The sequence below is a fragment of the Streptococcus cristatus genome (assembly GCF_963529205.1).
GTDB classification, from domain to species: Bacteria; Bacillota; Bacilli; order Lactobacillales; family Streptococcaceae; genus Streptococcus; species Streptococcus cristatus_O.
Genome location: NZ_CAURYF010000011.1, coordinates 1 through 19,961, shown reverse-complemented (window position 1 = coordinate 19,961; position 19,961 = coordinate 1). Strand labels below are relative to the sequence as shown.

Annotated in this window: 11 protein-coding genes; all 11 read left to right on the top strand. The window is 41.1% G+C overall.

Annotated features, from left to right (window positions below):
- The first annotated feature begins 3 nt into the window (after positions 1-3).
- The gene (gene asp1 / locus RWS39_RS03770; protein WP_314480618.1) at positions 4-1,605 is read left to right on the top strand and encodes an accessory Sec system protein Asp1; all 1,602 of its coding nucleotides are present in this window, start codon (positions 4-6) and stop codon (positions 1,603-1,605) included.
- Positions 1,592-3,151 carry an accessory Sec system protein Asp2 gene (asp2, locus tag RWS39_RS03765; protein ID WP_314480615.1) on the top strand — a complete coding sequence of 520 codons (1,560 nt, stop codon included), beginning with the start codon at positions 1,592-1,594 and terminating at the stop codon, positions 3,149-3,151. Before asp1 ends, asp2 begins: the two co-directional genes overlap by 14 nt.
- Positions 3,148-4,182, top strand: a complete 1,035-nt coding sequence (gene asp3 / locus RWS39_RS03760) for an accessory Sec system protein Asp3 (RefSeq protein WP_314480612.1) — start codon at positions 3,148-3,150, stop codon at positions 4,180-4,182. The genes asp2 and asp3 overlap by 4 nt, the downstream gene beginning before the upstream one ends.
- Positions 4,172-6,559, top strand: coding sequence for an accessory Sec system translocase SecA2 (secA2, locus tag RWS39_RS03755; protein ID WP_314480608.1), 2,388 nt, complete (start codon positions 4,172-4,174; stop codon positions 6,557-6,559). Before asp3 ends, secA2 begins: the two co-directional genes overlap by 11 nt.
- 69 nt (positions 6,560-6,628) lie before the next feature.
- Complete coding sequence (locus RWS39_RS03750; protein ID WP_314480605.1) at positions 6,629-10,063, top strand: serine-rich family protein; 3,435 nt, start codon at positions 6,629-6,631, stop codon at positions 10,061-10,063.
- A 63-nt stretch (positions 10,064-10,126) separates the two neighbouring features.
- Positions 10,127-11,302, top strand: a complete 1,176-nt coding sequence (locus tag RWS39_RS03745) for a family 1 glycosylhydrolase (protein WP_314480602.1) — start codon at positions 10,127-10,129, stop codon at positions 11,300-11,302.
- A gap of 266 nt (positions 11,303-11,568) precedes the next feature.
- A complete protein-coding gene (locus tag RWS39_RS03740) occupies positions 11,569-12,417 on the top strand; it encodes a hypothetical protein (RefSeq protein ID WP_314480600.1) in 849 nt (282 codons plus the stop codon).
- A gap of 14 nt (positions 12,418-12,431) precedes the next feature.
- Positions 12,432-13,961, top strand: a complete 1,530-nt coding sequence (gtfA, locus tag RWS39_RS03735; protein ID WP_314480598.1) for an accessory Sec system glycosyltransferase GtfA — start codon at positions 12,432-12,434, stop codon at positions 13,959-13,961.
- Positions 13,962-13,991: 30 nt separating this feature from the next.
- On the top strand, positions 13,992-15,320 hold the full coding sequence (gtfB, locus tag RWS39_RS03730) for an accessory Sec system glycosylation chaperone GtfB (RefSeq protein WP_314480595.1): 1,329 nt from the start codon (positions 13,992-13,994) through the stop codon (positions 15,318-15,320).
- A gap of 68 nt (positions 15,321-15,388) precedes the next feature.
- Entirely contained in the window at positions 15,389-15,565 is a 177-nt protein-coding gene (locus tag RWS39_RS03725) for an XRE family transcriptional regulator (RefSeq protein ID WP_143989835.1), read from the top strand.
- 432 nt (positions 15,566-15,997) lie between these two features.
- On the top strand, positions 15,998-19,961 hold a 3,964-nt coding region (locus RWS39_RS03720), incomplete at its 3' end, for a KxYKxGKxW signal peptide domain-containing protein (RefSeq protein WP_314480591.1).

The following is a 19,961-nucleotide window of genomic DNA, read 5'->3' as shown; positions in this document are numbered from 1 at the left end:
GATATGTTTTACTTTGTACCGTCTTGGTATAAACAAGATCGAAAATGGTATTCTACTGCCCTACCTTTCTATCTGCAACCAAAAAATATGATGTTTGATGATGCCGTAAATTTATTGCGGATGTTTCAACAATCAGGAGAAGCCAACTCTGTCCTGATTTTGAATTATTCACCTCATATCCGGACTTTCTTTTATCAACAAAGACTTTCATCAGATGAAATGTGGAATCTATTTGATAGCATACAAGGTCTGACAGATGTGCCTGCACGAAAAATTCGTTTGGATGATTTGAAATGGCCTCAGGGAGCAGAAATCTTTTATACTCCTTTTATTGTAGATGTTTACGTCGATCACCTACCTCATGCTCAGATTAATTTTTCACAAATAGGTAATATTTTTGATATTACCTATTTTGAAAATAATCAGATAGATTATCAGCTTGTTTTTGATGACCGTGGCTTTGTCTCCAGTATTATCTATTTTGAGCATAATCAGCCTTATTATCAGGACTATCTGAATGCACAAGGGATATGGCAATTCAGAGAATTTTTGACAGCTGATAACCAGCAGGTCATTATCAATCCTGAGGCACAGGGCACATTTGCTAAGGATGTCTATCAGAATATTGAGGAGCTTGTTAAAGAAAAGCTAGAGCAGCATTTGGCTTCTGTTTTAACCAAGGATGATTCGATTATTGTTTCAGCAGATGTGCAGCATAATCATTTTTTCCAACAGATTAAGAAGGACCATCTTGTTGTTCAGTCCTTCTTTGGCAATCGTTATCCGATTACGAATACAGAACAATTATTCTCTGATTTAAAAGACACCCCATTTTTTGTGGTAGATAGCTTAGATAAAATCGTGAAGATTGCAGAACAAGTAGGAGAAGTAGAAGACGAGCAACTCCCTGCTTATTATGAGATTCCACCCTATGATACACAGTTGAATCTTGGGCATAGTCAGCGGAAAAAAGAGTTGATTATCTATGTCAATTTCGATACTTTACCAGAACATCATCTTCAATATGTTTTTACTTCCTTGTTTGATATGATGTTGCAACATGAGTGGATTGACTTATTGGTTGGGACGCAGAGTCAGGATTTTGGTCGAGAAGCTTCTATTCTACAGTTTCTTGAGGAATCTTTATCATCAACAAAGTATGCAGAAAAATTGCTCCTTGTTGACAAAGATAAGGCTGCCAAGAGTGGTGATCCACGCTTAGAAGATGATGATAGCCTCAGAGAGCGAATTGATACTGTGGTGATTCATAGTGATACCGATTTGGCGAAGGCTCTGAAGTATGTTCGCGTCATCTTGGATTTGGGAAGCCCGGCAGATATCCGAACTCAAATTGCAGGTATCAGCGGAGGGATTCCTCAAGTGAATTTGTATAATTCTTCCTATGTGAAGCATGGCGAAAATGGTTGGATCATGAATGATATTTCTAACCTGAAAGAGGCACTCTTGTATTACCTCACAGATTTGGAACACTGGAATCAGTCTTTGGTACATTCGGTTAAGAGGATTGAGCTGTATACAAGGGGAGAAATTGTCGAAATGTGGAAAAATACGATAAAGGAATTAAAGCTAAATGAACAGAATTAGTGTCCTACAGATTGCCAATGAGAATTGGCAGCACCAATATGAGATTCCTAGTAATATCGCATGGACATTTGTTAAACCAGAAGATATCATGTCTCTCTTGCCAGAAGATATTGGTATTTTAAAAAATGATGGGAAGAAACCAAAGGCTACTAAGCCCTATGATGTTGTCTTGGTAGATACTGTTGAGCATTTTGAGTACATCACAGTATTGGACAGCTTAATTCAGGTTTATCGTTTGTTTTATCATGAGCGCTGTCAGATCACTACAAAAACTTTGGAAAGATTCCTTTTACGCAAAAGGGCAGTTCAGTCTACTTTTGAAGATCCAGCTCAGATGCTGTATCTATTTTCACGGGGCTTTTCTTCTAAGCAAAGTGGTACCAAGCTCAGTGTTAATCATCTAGCCGTCAATCCCTCCTTCTCAGGTCAGATTAACTATGAAGGAACTAACTATCTCCGTCTGTGTGGTCAATATGGTGAGGATTATCAAACTGTAGCAACCTATCAGTACAATATCTTCCTGGGTTCAGATGCCCCTTTGGATTTATGGCCAGAGTTCAGAAATTCTGAAGATTGCGCAATTCGTTATGTCATCAAGGGTTATCCAGTTGGCAATTCTCCTATGCAAGAATGGATTTATGATGAAGAATCTTTTGAGAAGCCTCTCGTTTTGGATACCAGCGATTCTTATTACCTAAGCGTCAGTGTTCAAGTAAAAGGTCAAGGAATTGTGAAAATTGGACCATTCCACCATCGCCAGTCTCATTTGGGTTATGGGGACTTGTTGATTGGTGGAAATCGTGTTGTGGATAAAAATCGGGAGGAATTGATTTACTACTTCCATCCTGGTGATCTGAAGCCACCTCTCAATATTTATTTTTCTGGTTATCGTCCAGCTGAAGGATTTGAGGGATACTGGATGATGAACAATTTGGGAGCCCCGTTCTTGTTGATTGGAGATCCGCGATCTGAGGGGGGAGCTTTCTATCTCGGCTCAGAGGAGCTTGAGCAAAAGCTGATTCAAGTCATCCATCATTGTTTAGATGAATTAGGCTTTACAAGGGATCAGTTGACTTTATCTGGATTATCAATGGGGACCTTTGGAGCCCTGTATTATGCTTCCAAGTTAGAGCCTCATGCAGTGATTGTTGGTAAGCCCTTAGTAAATTTAGGCGATATTGCAGAGAATGAATCCACGATTCGTCCTGGAGGTTTTCCTACTTCTTTAGATTTGGTGCTTCGTACAACAGGAGAATTATCAGAGGAAGGAACAGCTCAACTTAATGAGCACTTCTGGTCAGCATTCAAAGAGGCTGATTTTTCAAGGACGAAATTTATTGTGTCTTATATGTATCATGATGATTACGATGGTACGGCCTACCCTGATATGTTAGAAGAGCTAGGGAAGCGAGCTTATCGCGTTAATGTCATTAGTAAAGGATTGACTGGACGACACAATGATGATACGCAAGGAATTGTCGAATGGTTCTTTAATCAATATAAAACTTTATTAGTGAATAGTTTTGAAAGGAAGTTTGATTCGTGAGATACAAGGAAGAAATCTATTCTGCTTATTGGGATATGCAAAGTGTATCTCAGTATCTATATGGATCGTCTGTTAAGCTGCTAGCAGATGGGCGTGTCTTATATGAGAATCAATTCATGCCATCTGGGACAGTTATTCATGAATGGCATTCGCAGGCAAACTATCAGGCTTTACGAAATACGAGCCAGCTTCCTGAATTGAAGCGAGGAGAAAAATATATCTTTGGCAGCCATCTGGAGACTCTTCCTGAAAATTCGACTTACTTGAAGATTGAATTTATGAATGCGCGTGATGAGGAGATTTTTAATCAAATCATTAAGCAAGGTGAAACCATGAGCGTTCGCGTTCCGAACAATACCCATCATTATAAAATTCAATTAGTGAGTTCTGGTTGCCATCGTTTCTTGTTTGAAAGCATCTATATTGCCGAAGAAGGTGTGGCAGATTATACAATCGATCGCTATTGGATTTCGAAATTGTTGCATAAGGATGTGAATGAAGATACGATTTACGTATGCTTTACAGAGCCTGATTTCAATCGGACGGGTTACATTCCAGAAATCGTTCGGGAACATTTTCCAAATTTGCTGGTAGTCAATTCTTCCTATAAAGACGCTCTTTTGTATATGGAAAAAGAGTTCTTCGAAATCTTGCTTGGAACAATTGAAAAGCTGTCGCGAGAATATTCTTTTGAAAAGGTAGCTTTTGCTGGCTATGGGCCGATTTCAAATATGGCAGCCTTACTCTACTCACAGCAATTTGAAAATGCCTATGCTTTAGTGACTGATGATTTTATGTCAGAATTGGATTATCAGCATGTTCTTGATCGCTATCGAAATAGGGTGAATTATCCTTTATTTAGAGATTTGCTACTGGAACGCTTCAACTCAGCTAGAGTAAAAGAATATGCCCATCTGAAAAATAGGCCACGGGTACTAACCAAAATTGATTATTTGTTGGATCAGTCCTTTTTGCTTCAAAAAATAGACTTGGGGAAAACGGAAGAGTGGATGAGAAAGAATGAAGCCTAAAAAATTACATTTAGCTAATTCCTTTAAACTAAGGCGGTATAAAAAGATCTTAGAAAAGATTAATCAGCTTTCTGACGATTATGCAGACATGTCAGATGAAGAATTGCAGTCTAAAACTCAATGGTTTAAAGGCCGTCTTTCTAAGGGAGAAAGGCTGCAGGAAATTTTACCAGAAGCCTATGCCACTATTCGTGAAGCGGCTAAGCGCGTCTTGGGGCTTTATCCTTACGATGTACAAATCTTAGGTGCCTTAGTCATGCAAGACAATCAGATTGCCGAGATGAGGACAGGAGAGGGCAAAACGCTGACAGCGGTTCTTCCCTTGTATTTAAATGCTTTGACTGGAAACAGCACCATCTTAGTTACGGCCAATGAGTATTTGGCGATACGCGATGCTAAACAAATGGCTCCTGTTTTTCATTACTTAGGGATGACAGTTGGGATTGGTGTTTCAGAAAATCCAGCTAAAAAATTGAAGGTTGCGCAAAAGCAGCGGATTTATCAAAGTGATATCGTTTATACTACACATAGTGCGCTGGGCTTTGACTACCTTGAGGAAAACTTAGCAACCTCTCAAGCAAAGAAATTCTTGCCTAAGTTCTATTTCTGTTTGATTGACGAGGTTGATGCAGCTCTCCTAGACAGTGCGCAAATGCCTCTGATTATATCAGGCTCTCCGCGGGTTCAGTCCAATCTATTTATTACCTGTGATGAGTTTGTTAAGACCTTGAAAGAAGGGGAAGACTTCAAGCTGGATTCGACTCGGACTTCAGTCTGGTTGACGAGAAAAGGTGTCAAAGAAGCAGAAGTATACTTCCGTGTACAAAATGCCTACGATCCAAATAACTACCAACTGATCCGCCAAATCAATTTGGCTTTAAGGGCCAATCATTTATTTGAAAAAGATCGTCAGTATACTGTAGAAAATGGCGAAGTCAAGTTGATGGATGAGGCAACAGGGCGAGTTTTAGAAGGGAATAAACTCCAATCTGGTTTGCACCAAGCATTGGAAGCGAGAGAACGCGTAAAGATTTCCTTAGAAACACGTTCCATGGCCTCTATTACCTATCAAAATCTGTTCAAGATGTTCCCTAAATTGGCGGGGATGACGGGTACAGGGAAGGTCTGTGAAGATGAATTTCGTGAAGTGTATGACTTGGGAGTGGTTGTTGTACCAACTAGAAAACCCAATCAACGGATTGATTATCCAGATGAGATCTATCTAACGATCCCTCAAAAACTTTATGCTTCTTTGGATTATATTAAAAAACTACACAAAAAGGGGCAGCCAGTTCTGATTGCGACAGGATCGGTAAGAATGTCAGAAATTTACTCCATGCTCCTGTTGCAGGAAGGAATTGCTCATAACGTGCTAAATGCCTACAATGCAGCAAAAGAAGCAGAGATGATTGCACAGGCTGGCCGGCGTTCTGCGGTAACCGTCGCAACTTCTATGGCTGGTCGGGGAACGGATATTATCCTAGAAGAAGGTGTTGCTAAATTAGGCGGACTGGCGGTTATTGGAACAGAGAGAATGTCCAGTGAACGAGTGGACTTGCAGCTTCGTGGTCGTGCAGGCCGTCAAGGCGCGCCTGGACTAAGTAAATTCTTTGTTTCACTTGAAGATGATATTATCACAAAGACTGGCAGTAAGTGGATCAATGATTTTTATCAAAAAGAAGTCGCCAAGCCAGAGGAAAAACAGAAGGTTCGTCTAAAATCGGTTCGTATTAAATATGAGGTAACAGAAGCTCAGAGAAACAGCGATAATGCGGCAGCTACTTCAAGACGATCAACGGAGCAGTATGACGAAAGTATCCGAATTCAACGGCAGATCATTTATAACAGGCGCAATGACATTATTGCTCATCCTGACTTTAAACTAGAATATTTTTTATCTGTTTTATCAGATGCTATGGACGCCTATATGAAGAAGCATCCATTTAGAGAGCAGGCCGATTTGTATCGATTTGTTTTGGATAACATTAGCTACTATTGTCAAGGCATTCCGAGAGATTTAGATGTGACAAACATTCGTCAAGTTAAAAAGTTTCTATCTAAGCTTTTCATTGAAGAATATCAGCGAAAACGCGATAGAATTGAGGATTCAGAACTGTTTGGGCAGCTTCAACGCATTGCAGTGCTAAGAGCAGTAGATGATTGCTGGGTGGAGCAAGTTGACTACCTCCAACAATTTCAAACTTTAGTGGTTAGTCAAGGTTATGCGCAAAAGAATCCGGTATATGAGTTTCATAAAGAGGCTTTTGAGTCATATAAGAGAATGAATGCAGACATGAATCTTAAAATTATAAAAAATATGGCGCTTAGCTATGTCAATGTTCAGCCTACAGGGAAATTAGAGGTTTTCTTTGGCTAAAGTTTTGACAGATTGTGCTATACACTTTATAATAAGGATATAACTGCATTCGGGAGAAAATGTATATTTATGGGTAAGAATAATAAAGCAAAAGCAAAGGGGTTTAAGCGCGTTATATCGAAGTTTAAACGATTGGTGACGGAGGATGATAATTATTATGATCCGGATGCAGCCATCTTAAAACCGATTAGCCGAAAACCTCAAGAACAGAATCAGGTTGTGTTAGGTGTTAATGAAGAATTAAAACCACAGACAGAACCAATTTCTATTATGGAAGACTTTGAGGATTTTCAAGCCAACAATAGCTTGATAGTAGATGATCTGATAAAAAATGTCAGCCAAAGTTTATCAATGAGCGTTTCGACCTCAATGAGTTTGTCTGCTGAACATTTCGATAGTGACTCTGTTTCAACAAGCGAGAGTTCTCTTCAAGATTCGCTGTGGGAGAATGATTCCTTAGAGGTCTCTTCTCAGGATTCTCTTGCTCACATTGTTGAACAGTCGGATGAAGATTATTTGGTAGGTCAATCTTCTTATCAGGATGCGGCACTTTCAGCGTCAACAGAAGTCTACAATGGTTCAAATGAATATCATGAAGAACTATGGACATCGGAAAGTTCTGATGACATTCATGAAGTTGCTTCCCATGAATCAACTATAATAAGCTCAGAATTAGAATCATTAAGTCTGGTAGAGTCTGAGTCACTCAGTCTTTCTGAGTCAGAATCAATTTATGCTAGCGCGTCACTTTCTGCTTCTATTAGCGAGAGTGAGAGTCTATCTGAGTCTATTTACTGGAGCCTGGTAGAATCTGAGTCAGAAGTAGCTTATGCTAGCGAATCATTTTCTGTTTCTATTAGCGAGAGTGAGAGTTTATCTGAGTCTGCCTACTGGAGCCTGGTAGAATCTGAGTCAGAAGTAGCTTATGCTAGTGAATCACTCTCTGTTTCTATTAGCGAGAGTGAGAGTCTATCTGAGTCTGCCTACTGGAGCCTGGTAGAATCTGAGTCAGAAGTAGCTTATGCTAGTGAATCACTCTCTGCTTCTATTAGCGAGAGTGAGAGTCTATCTGAGTCTACCTACTGGAGTTTAGTAGAATCAGAGTCAGAATCAGCTTATGCTAGTGAATCACTTTCTGCTTCTATTAGTGAGAGTGAGAGCCTATCTGAGTCTGTTTACTGGAGTCTGTTAGAGTCAGAGTCTCTCAGCCTTTCCGAGTCAGAATCAGTTTATGCTAGCGAATCACTTTCTGCTTCTATTAGCGAGAGTGAGAGTCTATCTGAGTCTGTTTACTGGAGTCTGTTAGAGTCAGAGTCTCTCAGTCTTTCCGAGTCAGAATCAGTTTATGCTAGTGAATCACTTTCTGCTTCTATTAGCGAGAGTGAGAGCCTATCTGAGTCTGAGTCTTTAAGTGCCTTAGAAGCGGCCTCAGTTAGCCTTTCAGATTCGAGCGAGTTTGAATCATCTTCAGTAAGTGAAAGTAATCCAGATACCTTCTTGACTTCTCTCAGCACTAGTCTGAGCCTCTCTATTTCTGAGTGGTTGGCTCAGTCTGAGTTTACTTCACTTAGCCTTTCGGCATCTGAATCTTTGAGTATCGGTCAATCTATATCCTTGAGTGAAGCATTTTCTCAACTTCTTTTCGAGTCTGAATCAGCCAAGGAGAGTCAGCAGCTATCAGAATCAGCTTATGCTAGTGAATCACTTTCTGCTTCAGAATCTTTGAGTAGATGGATAGTGGAATCTCTCAGTCTTAGCGAGTCCATCTCTTTTATCGAGTCAACATCCTTGAGTGAGTCTATTGCTGAATACACTTGGTTAAGCTCTTCATTGTCAGTCAGTGCCTTTGTAGCTCAATCTGAATTAGAGAGCAAGTTGACCTCAATTTCAGAGTCTATTAGTCAAAGTACCAGTCTTTCAGAAGTTCTTAGTTTGAGTGAATCGGCTTCCTCGAGCGAATATGAAAGTCTCAGTGTTTCTGAATCCTTGAGCCAATCCGAGCAAGATAGTCTCAGTCTTAGTGTCTCAGAATCTCTCAGTCAAAGTCTTAGCCTTTCAAGCTCTTTGAGTTTGAGCCAATCACTTTCTGAGTATACTTGGTTAAGTTCTTCATTATCGGTTAGTGCCTCTGTTGCTCAATCTGAATTGGAAAGCCAATTGACATCAATTTCCGAGTCTATTAGTGTTTCAGAATCTCTCAGCCAGAGTGTGAGCGTCTTCACTTCTTTCAGCTTGAGTGAGTCAGTTTCCTTGAGTGAATCCGAAAGTCTCAGTGCGTCAAGCTCCTTCAGTTTGAGTGAGTCAACTTTCTTGAGTGAATCTGAAAGCCTTAGTCAGAGTCTCAGCCTTTCAGAATCCTTGAGCCAGAGTGTCAGCACTTCACTCTCTTTGAGCCTCAGTGAGTCAATTTCAGTCAGTCAATCTGAACAAGAGAGCCAGAGCCTTAGTGTGTCAGAAACCTTGAGTCAGAGCGCAAGCATTTCGACTTCCTTTAGTTTGAGCGAATCGCTTTCCGAATATACTTGGCTCAGTTCGTCACTCTCAGTTAGTGCTTTTGTTGCCCAATCTGAATTGGAAAGCAAGTTAACATCGATTTCCGACTCTATTAGTCAGAGTGCTTCAATCTCTCTGAGTGTTTCAGAATCTCTCAGTCAGAGTGTAAGCCTTTCAACTGCCTTTAGTTTAAGTAAATCAGTTTCCTTGAGTGAGTCTGAGAGCCTTAGCCAGAGCCTCAGTGTTTCAGAATCCTTGAGTCAAAGCCTGAGTGTTTCAAGCTCCTTGAGTTTGAGTGAGTCTGAAAGTCTTAGCCAGAGTCTCAGTATCTCTGAATCATTAAGTGAAAGTGCAAGCCTTTCAACTTCTTTAAGTTTGAGTCAATCAATTTCAGAGTATAATTGGATCAGTTCTTCACTCTCAGTTAGTGCTTCTGTTGCCCAATCTGCATATGAGAGCAAGTTAATTTCAGTTTCAGAGTCAGTTAGTCAGAGTACATCAGTCTCTATTAGTCTTTCAGAATCTCTTAGTCATAGTGTCAGCATCTCAACTTCCTTTAGTTTGAGTGAGTCGATTTCCCTAAGTGAATCAGAGCACCTCAGTCAAAGTATTGTGAGAGTTTCCTTATCTGAGTTTTATAGTGTTTCAGTCTCAGAGTTGCTTTCTTACAGACAGAGTGTTTCAGAGTCTAAGTCAGTATCACATAGTTTACAAGTTTCAGAATCTCTGTCACTTAGCTTGTCTCGAACAGAATCAATGCTTCTTGCTTATCAACAAGAATCGCTTGATAGTATGAACCTTGCATCTCAGGAACTTTCAGAGGCAGTTGCACTATATCAAGAAAGCTTGTCTGTTCAAGTCTCTACAACTCCAAACTTGAGCGTGACAGATCAAGAGGCATATCAGATGGTAAGACCAGGTTTACAGCCAATTTCTCCTGACTTAAAAAATGTCGCTAGTACATTATCTGGATTGGCTTCTATCGCTCAAAATAAGAAAGATCAGCGATAATTTTAAAGATACTAGAGGATGCAATAGTATCCACATATATTCACAAAATCAAAAGGAGTCATTATGATTAGAAATACGATGCCCAACAGCAATAAAGGTTTGGGAACGACGGATGTATTACCAATTAGTGAACCACGTATAGGAGTACTGACAGGGGAAATCAACTACAAAAAAGTACCAATAGGTGCCTATGATCTTCTGGGACAATTTACTTTAGCGAGTCAACCGGATTATGTTAGTGATTTGAATATGATTCAATCGATGGGCTTCAATGTTTACAGAATTTCTATCTCTTGGGCACGAATTTTCCCAACTGGAGAAGAAGTGCAGCCAAGTGAAGAAGGTTTGAAATATTATGAAGCTATCATTGATCAAGTGTTGCAAAAGGACATTGAACCGATTGTAACTTTAAGTCATTTCGATCTTCCTCTCCACCTGTATGAAAAATACGGCGCGTGGAAGAGCCGCAAGATGATTGAACTTTATGAGCATTATACAGAAGCTGTTTTCAGACATTTTAAAGACAAGGTAAGATATTGGATTACTTTTAATGAATTTAATATTTTACACCATTTACCATATCTTGGTGGCGGTCTGTCTTTTGAGGATGGAGAAAATCGGAACCAACGAATCTGGCAGGTAGCTCACTATCAATTGGTCGCTTCGGCACGTGCTGTTAAGCTTGGAAAATCAATCAATCCAGAATTTCAATTTGGCGGCATGTTGGTAGTTAGTCGTAACTATAGTCAAAATCTAGATAGTGCGATTGATGCGATGGAAGCAGAAGTTAAGAACCGTGAAAACTATGTCTTTACAGATGTACAAGTTCGTGGTTCTTATCCAAACCATTTCTTGCGCCGTTTAGAACGTGAGCAGATTGCTTTAGATATTGAAAATGATGACTTCTTTGACCTACGAGTCGGAAAGGTTGATTTTGTTAGCTTTAGCTACCATGCATCTAGTAATTCTCAAGAAGTCTTTATCAATAAATATGGCTATAATAATACCGATAAAAATCCAATTGATCCTGTAGGTCTTCGCCTAGCTATGAATAATCTTTATGACCGCTATCAAAAGCCACTATTTATTGTGGAAGATGATCTAGTATTAGATGAGTCAGACAGCCGATCAATAGAAGAGCTAAAAACGAATATTCAAGAGATCGTTAAAACAGTAGAATATGATGGCGTTGAGCTTCTTGGCTATACACCTCTTAGCTGGGTAGATCTCAATTTCTAAACTAGATGCGTTTACATCTAGTTACCTTTTAAGAAAATACCTGAATGGATTATATGTCATCTATTCAGGTGTTTTTGCTTATAAAAGAATAAGGTTACAAAACTAAGAAAAGCATAGAGCTAGTGGATAAATCGAATCTTATTTGCTCCTGTGGTGTTGGATTTTTTTGCTCGGAGACTTATAAAACAATGGTAATAAGCGTCATTTTATGCTACAATTGATAAGATAGTATATAATTAGAATAAATGAAGAATAGAGGGAGCAGAATGAGACTTAAAAAGACCCTATTTGGTAACTATCGTGCCAAGGAAGTTGAAGAATACATTGAATCGTTAGAAGAAGGATTTGATAGTGAAATTCGTAAAAAGAATGAGAAAATTGAATCTTTACGTAAAAAAATTGATGCTTTAAAGAACCAAGAAAGAGAAATCGGTGAAGCCGTCGTTTATGCTAAATCGCTGATTATTGAAGCACATGAAAAGGCAGAAAAAGAGGCTCAAGAGGTTCTAGAAAAAGCTCAGAAAGACTTCTTACAAGTAAGATCGTCTATCCTTGAAGAAATCGATGAATTGACGAAAAAACGTCTTGAAACGGAACAGCTTTATAAGGCACAAAAGGAAAAAATCAAAGAGCTTCTTAGTCAAATTGGTCAGATTCTAGACGAAGAAACTTTAGAGGGTCAAATTGACATCGCAAGTCTAATCGAGGAAGCTTCGGAAGATGACGAATTTGCAAGCATATTTGATACTCCTTTAGAGGAAGATGAAGCTACGCGTTTGTTTGATACGCCTTTGGAAGAAGACGAGGCTTCAAATGAGCAAGTTGAAGCTGAAAGTTTATTTGATGAAGCTTCTCTTGAAGCGCACGAAGAAGAAGTAAATGAATCAGATGTTTTTGGTGAGGAAGAAGTCCCAGTAGAAATCTCTGCTCCACAAAAAGAAGTTGTCAATATCGAGCAAACATTTGCTAAGACAGGTACAGATAGCTCTGTTCCCGTTACTTACTTCACTTCTCCTGTCAAGAAGTCTAAAGACGAAGATAAAGAAAAAGACAAAAAGAAGAAAGGAAAAATCATCAAACGCCTTTCAAGAATTAAAAAAGATAATCTTTTGTAAGAGGAACATGGTTTATGACAATTTATAACATCAACCTAGGAATTGGTTGGGCAAGCAGTGGAGTAGAGTATGCGCAGATTTATCGTGCAAAATTGCTTCGCAGTGTGGGCTTAGAGGCAAAATTCATCTTTATGGATTTTATTTCAGCCGATAATATTGAACATTTGACGAAGAATATCGGCTTTGAAGACTCTGAGGTCATTTGGCTCTATCAGTATTTTACAGATGTTAAGATTGCTCCAACGACCTACACTCTAGCACATGTTTTAGCTAGTTTTAATAGAGAACCTCTAGAAATCGTTCGGAATCCTGAGAACAAGACCTTCCGAGTCATGTTTGGAGACAATGATTTCGTAACGTGCTATGCTTGCGATATGGATAATGAGCTGATTGAGCGGGCTGAGATTGTTTCGCGTGGCTGCCTCATTCAGAAAGAATATTATACATATACCAAAAACTTTATTGAGTATTATAGTCCTGTAGATGGTCGGGCTCGTCTCTACCAACGGACTTGGCTCAATGAAGATGGCAGCGTGGCTTACGAAGAGATTATCGATGAAGTAGACGGTAAGCCGGAAACTCAAGTTTATCGCTTTCCAGATCAGGTCTTTTACTCCAAGCAGGAGTTTGTTGCTCATTTCATGAGAAGCTTGAAGTTGACAGATAAGGATTTACTGATTCTAGACCGAGAGACAGATATTGGCCAGCCAATCTTCGCCAATAAGGGGGCTGCTAAACTAGCTGTTATCGTTCACGCAGACCACTTCAGTGAAAATCCCGCGGAACAAGACTATATCCTGTGGAACAATTACTACGAGTATCAATTTGAATACGCAGAAGAAGTGGACTACATCATCAACTCGACGGCTGCCCAAACAGAGCTTCTGAAAGAGCAGTTTGCTCAATATACCGACATCAAGCCGAAGAATATTTTAACTATTCCTGTGGGTAGCTTGGATCAGCTGCGCCGACCAGAAGGTCAGCGGAAACCTTTTGGTTTGATGACAGCTTCTCGTTTGGCCAGTGAAAAGCATATTGATTGGCTGATTCACTCTGTAGTGAAGGCGCATGAACAACTACCGGAAATCACCTTTGATATCTATGGTACAGGTGGTGAGGAAGCTATGCTGCGGAAGCTGATTGCGGATCTGCAAGCAGAAGAGTATATCCGTCTGATGGGGCATCATCATATGGCGGATATTTACAAAAATTATTCCGCTTATCTAGCGGCATCTACAAGTGAAGGTTTTGGTCTGACTCTGTTGGAAGCAGTTGGTTCTGGCCTGCCCATCATTGGTTTTGATGTTCGTTATGGCAATCCGACCTTTATCCGCGATGGAGAAAATGGCTACCTGATTCCTAAGGCTCGTCCAGATGATCTAGATGCTATGACGACAGAGTATGCAGAAAAGATTGTTCAGCTATTAACTCAACATTCTCAAGAAGAGTTGTCCCGTGTATCCTATGAGGTAGCTGAGCCTTACCTTGATGAGCATATTGCCCAGCGCTGGTCTGATCTGGTTCGATCGGCTCAGACCAAGTAAGTAGGATTCAGAAAGAAAGGCATAACCACTATGATTTGTTTGTTTGACCGCTATGATCAAGCAAGTTTTGATTTGTTACGTTCATTAAAAGCAACAGGACTTGATTGTCCTGTTGTTGTTGTACAAGACGATGGCTATCTTTCACCAGATGTCGAGTCTCCTTACAGCTATTTCACGGGAGATTTGGATACACCAGAAGGCCGGCCAATTTATTTTAACCTTGTCCCTAAACCGCACCTATGGGAGATTCGCTCCAGCAATGTAAATGGCGAAATCTTGGATATGGGCAAGAAGCGTGCGAATATTTTCTATCGCCAACCAACGCATGAAAGACGTGTACGGGCTGTCGAATGGTTGGATACAGAGGGGCAGGTTCGAGCAGCAGATATCTATAATCGCAAAGGACGCCTTTTCGCACAAATAACCTACGATCAGACACAACGCCCGACCCATACTCGCTATTTTGACCAGAACAATGTCGTGGTCATTATGGAAAATCATCTGACTGGTGATATCATCTTGACACTTGAAGGAAAGCGTCACATCTTTAAATCCAAACAAGAATTTGTCGTCTTTTATCTGCAATATCGTGGATATGATACAGATCGTATTATTTATAATTCTCTAGCAACCCCCTTCTTGGTGGCCTACGCTCTTCGTCCTAAAAATGGTCGTGCAGAAGATGTTCTTTTCTGGCAGGAGCCTATCGGAGAAGCCTTACCTGGAAATATGAAAGTAGCTATGAAAATGCCTCATCGCAATATCCGCATCGCTGTTCAGGACAGGCAGGTATATGAGAAAATTCAAAGCTTGGCAACACCAGAAGAAAAAATCTATTTCCACAATATTGGTTATATCTATCAATACCAACGCCTTAATAATATGAATCCAGAAGCCTTGATTTTGACCAATAGCGATCAGCTTGAGCAAATAGAGCAACTCTTGACCCAGCTGCCAACTGTGCATTTCCATATTGGAGCCATCACAGAAATGTCTGGCCATTTGATGGGGCTCAATCGTTATCCGAATGTTTCGCTTTATCCAAATATTCGTCCGGCAAAGGTTGCAGAGCTTTTTGAGAGGTGTGACTTGTATCTAGATATCAATATCAGCGATGAAATCCTCAATGCATGTCGCACAGCTTTTGAGAACAACATGCTGATTCTCAGTTTTACAAACACTTGTCATAGCCGTCGATTTATTGCGGATGATCACATTTATACACCAGAAAATGTCTCAGGAATGGTGGGTAAGATTCAGGGAGTCCTCTCTCTTCCGTCTGAAATGGAGGCTGCTCTTGCTAAGCAAAAACAGGTGGCGAATCAGGCTGATCTGGAAGCCTACAAGGCAATTTTATAAGCTAATAAGACAAGGGCTTGCTTTTGATGAAAGCAAGTTCCTTTCTATCAACAGAAAAGGAGGAGCAGATGTCTAACAAGGACAATGGCATTTTACAAGAACATATACGAGAACAGCTAGATAATCGAAAGAAACCCCTAAAAAGGGAGAAGCAAGATTTTAGCATGATTGCTGTGTTGGGCGGAGTTCTCTTTCTCATCACCCTTTTGGTCACGCTACTCATGCAGTTGGGACACTTTTTCTAGGATTTTTTCTGGATGGAGGAGGTCTCTGGAAAAGATGAACCTTGACGAGCAAATCGTCAAGGTTTTTTTTGCCTCTCTCTAATTGAACTAGTGTGAAAGGGGGGAGTAGGGGTTCAAAAGATAATAAGACGCTTTCAACAATTTGAAACTTAAAAGCGAATTTTAGGTAAAAATTAGGCGTTTTCATTGGTTATTTAGAGTATAAATACTTGAAAAGGAGGAGCCGTCTTGGTAAAATAATAGGTGGTATATATTAGATAAAAGCAACTGGTATATACCAGTTGAAATCTGCTTTTTCTGAGTCAAAGGGATAAAAACTGAGACTGACTGTGGCTTTTATTGGCTTTGGTTTTGAGAGGACAGCGCAACTACGCTTTGTTAATGGTCATGAGATTAACAAAGGGTCGCAATTGGATAAAAGAAAGGAATCGAATGTTTCGAAGTAAAAAATTTAACAAAGATTTCGAGATCGTAGATGAGAAAAAGCGTTATAAGCTTTACAAGTCGGGTAAAGACTGGGTAAAAGCCTCGAACTCTCAATTGGATCTCTTCCGTATCGGTGGGATGGGCGAAGTTGTCTCTAGTACCCTGTCAGACACTGAAGAACTTGATCACGCACACCTTAGTTTTAACACGCTAGCGGGTATAGGGGGAATCCTGGCCGCGGGGGCTGCAGGATTTGTGATGACTCAAGAGCAAACTGTTTATGCGGATGAAACATCTGAGTATGCAGAAAAGGATAAAACAGTCATCGCAGCTGAACCGAAAGCGGCTGAAACAACTGAAACAAGTACTAACTCAATCATCGCTCAAGCGCAAGCAGAAGTAAAGAAAGCTCAAGCAGAACAAGCATCTGCAACAGCTTCTGTATCAGTCAGTCAATCTGTTGAGGATCAAGCGAGTGCGAGTCAGTCAGTTTCAGTCAGTCAATCTGCCTCAGCAAGTCAGTCGGCATCTGCAAGTGCTTCAACATCAGCAGGTCAGTCAACTGCTCCATCATCTGAGTCAGCAAGTGCAAAAGCATCTGCATCAGTAAGCTCTACACCATCAGCGTCAGCAAGCGCTCAAGCACCTGCCTCTGTAGTTGAGAGTACATCAGTTGTTAGCGAACCATCAGCTCAGGCTTCTGTGTCTACCTCAGCTTCTGCATCGCTCAACCTTAAGGTCAACCCTGCGGCAAGTCTTGTATCAGGTAGTGCTAACCAAAGTTTGGCAAGTGCAGCTCTTAGCACAAGCCAAGCAGCAACGACTAGCAACAACATCGCAGCTGGTGTTGTAGCAGATAAGAACCAAGCCCAAGGTAAGGATACAACCAAGCAAGCTGAGAAAAACCAAAAGGTTGACAATACTGTAGCGACTGCACCAAAGACAGGGTATTCTGGATTTAGAGCAAATCCGATCGATACTGGATCAAAAGAACCTTTCTTTCTAAATACCGATCCATATAGCATCAACTCTCCAGAAACAAGTGGTCGTTTAAATAGACAACGGGTCTTTCTGGGACGAGCAGGTGTTCCTTTCTCAGTGACATATTATATGCATAAGTCTCAATTTGATGCGGACGAATATCCTTACGGTTCATATAAGGATAGTGAGTTTGCAGGACTTTCTCCAAGACAAACTCTAGAGACTCGAAACTGGCAAGAAGCACAAGAGAAATATAATATTACCTCGGAAACAGGTCGTGTGGAAGTGGCTCCTGGACGTTATATTCCATATGTAACTTTCAAGAGTGATAATCCAAAAGCATTTAGAAGTAGTATCAATCTGGATGTGACCTTTGATGGACGTAGCTTTCCTCAAACCAGCATATTCATAAACCTTACTACTACTCAGTTTAAGGGTCCTGCCGTAACGTATGATGCTGAAGGGAAAAAAGAAGCATTGGCTCCTCTTGCAAAATATAAAGTAGGCGAAAAAGTTAATGAAACTTTATATTTCCATAATGATAAACAGTATAGATATGAGCAAGATGCCAAAAATTCTATGCGTTTGTACACTGGTAATGGTGGTACAACCAAATATAGTGGCTTGAGGTTTGTTACAGGGGTGGAAAGGCGTGCTGATTTCACCTATGTTCCAAAACTCACTATTACAGGGACGGTTTTAACTGAAAATCCTAATATGCTCGTCAGACATACTAATGGATCGGGAGGTAAGGATGCTGAATTCTTTACCTATCTAGGCCGTCCAGAAGAAGTTGTAACTGAGGCTGCGCAGGAGTCAATTATCAACAAGAGCAAAGACTCACTAACTCCTTCCCCTGAACCACTAGTTCCTGAGGTTGAAGTCGGTAAACGAGTTAATGAAACTTTATATGTTCATGATGGTAATAACAAAGGAGATAAGTCTGTTGGCTCTTGGCAAAGTTCTTACCTTGCAGATCAAGCGGTTGAACTGATTCATGGTAAGAAAGAACTAGAAGCACTTGGATTAACAGTTACTACTAAAAGCAATGAACCAGGGGCTGGTAAAACTGGCTATATCCCATCTATCCAAATTTCTGGAACGCCTACTGGAACAGGAACTGTAACACTTAAATATAAGATCACTGACGAAGCGGGACAGCTTAACTTTAAGGACATTCAAGTAAATGTTAAAGAAAGCGGATCCCTTAGCCAATCAGTTTCAGCATCAGTATCTGCAAGTCAAAGTGCTTCAGCTTCAGTAAGTTCAAGTCAAAGTGCTTCAGCGAGTGCTTCACTTAGCGCCGGTCAATCTCACTCAGCAAGCTTGAGTGCTAGTCAGAGTGCATCAGCCAGCGCATCGCTTAGCGCAAGTCGCTCAGCTTCAGCTTCTGTAAGCTCAAGTCGTTCAGCCAGTGCTTCAGCGAGTGCATCACTTAGCGCAAGTCGCTCAGCTTCGGCTTCTGTAAGCTCAAGCCAATCAGCTTCAGCTTCAGTATCTGCAAGTCGCTCAGCTTCAGCTTCTGTAAGTTCGAGCCGTTCGGCCAGTGCGTCAGCTAGCGCATCGCTTAGCTCAAGCCGTTCGGCCAGTGCCTCAGCTAGTGCATCGCTCAGCGCGAGTCGTTCAGCAAGCACATCAGTAAGCTCAAGTCGCTCAGCTTCAGCGTCTGTAAGTGCAAGCCAATCAGCTAGCGCATCAGTATCTGCAAGTCGCTCAGCTTCAGCATCAGTAAGTGCAAGTCAATCAGCTAGCGCATCAGTAAGCTCAAGCCGCTCAGCTTCAGCGTCTGTAAGTGCGAGCCAAAGCGCATCAGCATCTGTATCAGCAAGCATCAGTGCGAGCCAATCAGCATCAGTAAGCTCAAGTCAATCAGCTAGCGCATCAGTAAGCTCAAGTCAATCAACTTCAGCATCTGTAAGTGCAAGCCAATCAGCTAGCGCATCAGTAAGCTCAAGTCAATCAGCTTCAGCGTCTGTAAGTGCAAGCCAAAGCGCATCAGCATCAGTATCAGCAAGCATCAGTGCTAGCCAATCAGCATCTGTATCAGCTAGTCAATCAGCTTCGGCTTCTGTAAGCTCAAGCCAATCAGCTTCGGCTTCTGTAAGCTCAAGCCAATCAACTAGCGCATCAGTAAGCTCAAGCCAATCAGCTTCAGCTTCAGTATCTGCAAGTCGCTCAGCTTCAGCTTCTGTAAGTTCGAGCCGTTCGGCCAGTGCGTCAGCTAGCGCATCGCTTAGCGCAAGTCGTTCAGCAAGCACATCAGTAAGCTCAAGTCAATCGGCTTCAGCATCAGTATCTGCAAGTCAATCAGCTTCAGCGTCTGTAAGTTCAAGCCAATCAGCTAGCACATCAGTAAGCTCAAGTCAATCAGCTTCAGCGTCTGTAAGTGCAAGCCAAAGCGCATCAGCATCAGTATCAGCAAGCATCAGTGCTAGCCAATCAGCATCTGTATCAGCTAGTCAATCAGCTTCAGCTTCTGTAAGTTCAAGCCAATCAGCATCTGTATCAGCTAGCCAAAGCGCTTCAGCGTCTGTATCTGCAAGTCAAAGTGCTTCAACATCAGTAAGTGCAAGCCAATCAACTAGCGCATCAGTAAGTGCAAGTCACTCAACTTCAGCATCAGTATCTGCAAGCCAATCAGCCAGCGCCTCTGTATCAGCAAGTCAAAGTGCTTCAGCATCAGTAAGCTCAAGTCAATCCGCTTCAGCGTCAGTAAGTGCTAGTCAATCAGCATCTGTATCGGCTAGCCAAAGCGCTTCAGCATCAGTAAGTGCAAGTCACTCAACTTCAGCATCAGTAAGTGCAAGCCAAAGCGCTTCAGCTTCTATCTCAGCAAGCATCAGTGCAAGCCAATCAGCCTCAAGCTCAGCAAGTGCGAGCCAAAGTGCCTCAGCAAGTGCAAGCGTAAGTGCTTCTGTAAGCTCAAGCCAATCAGCTTCAGCATCAGTAAGTGCAAGTCACTCAGCATCTGTATCAGCAAGCCAATCAG

Excerpts from the sequence above, each read along its gene's own strand:
- asp1 (WP_314480618.1), top strand. The coding sequence starts at position 4 with ATGTTTTACTTTGTACCGTCTTGGTATAAACAAGATCGAAAATGGTAT.
- asp2 (WP_314480615.1), top strand. The coding sequence starts at position 1,592 with ATGAACAGAATTAGTGTCCTACAGATTGCCAATGAGAATTGGCAGCAC.
- secA2 (WP_314480608.1), top strand. The coding sequence starts at position 4,172 with ATGAAGCCTAAAAAATTACATTTAGCTAATTCCTTTAAACTAAGGCGG.
- RWS39_RS03750 (WP_314480605.1), top strand. The coding sequence starts at position 6,629 with ATGGGTAAGAATAATAAAGCAAAAGCAAAGGGGTTTAAGCGCGTTATA.
- RWS39_RS03745 (WP_314480602.1), top strand. The coding sequence starts at position 10,127 with ATGATTAGAAATACGATGCCCAACAGCAATAAAGGTTTGGGAACGACG.
- RWS39_RS03740 (WP_314480600.1), top strand. The coding sequence starts at position 11,569 with ATGAGACTTAAAAAGACCCTATTTGGTAACTATCGTGCCAAGGAAGTT.
- gtfA (WP_314480598.1), top strand. The coding sequence starts at position 12,432 with ATGACAATTTATAACATCAACCTAGGAATTGGTTGGGCAAGCAGTGGA.
- gtfB (WP_314480595.1), top strand. The coding sequence starts at position 13,992 with ATGATTTGTTTGTTTGACCGCTATGATCAAGCAAGTTTTGATTTGTTA.
- RWS39_RS03725 (WP_143989835.1), top strand. The coding sequence starts at position 15,389 with ATGTCTAACAAGGACAATGGCATTTTACAAGAACATATACGAGAACAG.